A 916-nucleotide genomic window follows, 5' to 3' on the forward strand; every position below is an offset into this window, starting at 1 on the left:
CTGAAGCCCTGGCTAAGATAATTGAGCAAGCTGGTACCATAGTCTGGAATGGTCCTGTGGGCGTGTTTGAATTCGATCAATTTGGTGAAGGTACTAAGCGTATTGCTGAGGCCATTGCTAATTCAAAAGCATTTTCTATTGCCGGCGGTGGTGACACTCTAGCGGCAGTGGATAAATACAATATTGCCGACAAAGTATCTTATATTTCAACCGGCGGTGGTGCTTTCCTTGAGTTTTTAGAAGGCAAAGAACTTCCCGCAGTAGCAATGCTTGAAAAGCGTGGCGCTTAGTCCACACCAAGTATTGATGCCGTAAAACCAAATAATAACTATAAAAAAACTGCTCTACCACAGTGGTTGTTTAGCTGCGGTAGAGTAAAAAATCCGTCCAAACGATAGTGACCTAGGTGAGTAATCACCCTATTATTGGAGAACAAAAAATGGCTCTTATCTCTCTACGACAACTGCTCGACCACGCTGCAGAGCATGGTTATGGCGTCCCTGCTTTTAACGTGAATAACCTTGAGCAAATGCGTGCAATTATGCAAGCGGCTGAAGCGACCGACAGCCCTGTGATTGTTCAGGCTTCTGCTGGTGCACGTAAATATGCTCGCCCACAATTTTTAAAATATTTAATGGCAGCGGCACTTGAGCAGTATCCTGATATCCCGGTGTGTATTCATCAAGATCACGGTACTGATCCTGACATTTGTCAGCGTTCAATTCAGTTAGGCATGTCATCAGTCATGATGGATGGCTCGCTAATGGCTGATGGAAAAACACCTGCGTCATACGATTACAACGTTGATGTCACTCGCCGTACTGTAGCATTTGCCCATGCTTGTGGTGTGTCTGTTGAAGGTGAAATTGGCTGTTTAGGCAGTTTAGAAACTGGCCAAGCGGGCGAAGAAGACGGT

The 916-nt window shown here is 45.3% G+C and carries 2 protein-coding genes; both read left to right on the forward strand.

Annotated features, from left to right (window positions below; all coding sequences use genetic code 11):
* Positions 1 to 290 (forward strand): phosphoglycerate kinase (pgk, locus tag COW15_RS08535; RefSeq protein WP_293631762.1); only part of this gene is annotated, 290 nt, incomplete at its 5' end.
* A 149-nt stretch (positions 291 to 439) separates the two neighbouring features.
* A partial coding sequence (locus COW15_RS08540) for a class II fructose-bisphosphate aldolase (RefSeq protein ID WP_293631763.1) occupies positions 440 to 916 on the forward strand: 477 nt, incomplete at its 3' end.

Origin of the sequence: Shewanella sp. CG12_big_fil_rev_8_21_14_0_65_47_15, assembly GCF_002783505.1 — a bacterium.
In the GTDB taxonomy this organism is placed as follows: Bacteria; Pseudomonadota; Gammaproteobacteria; order Enterobacterales; family Shewanellaceae; genus Shewanella.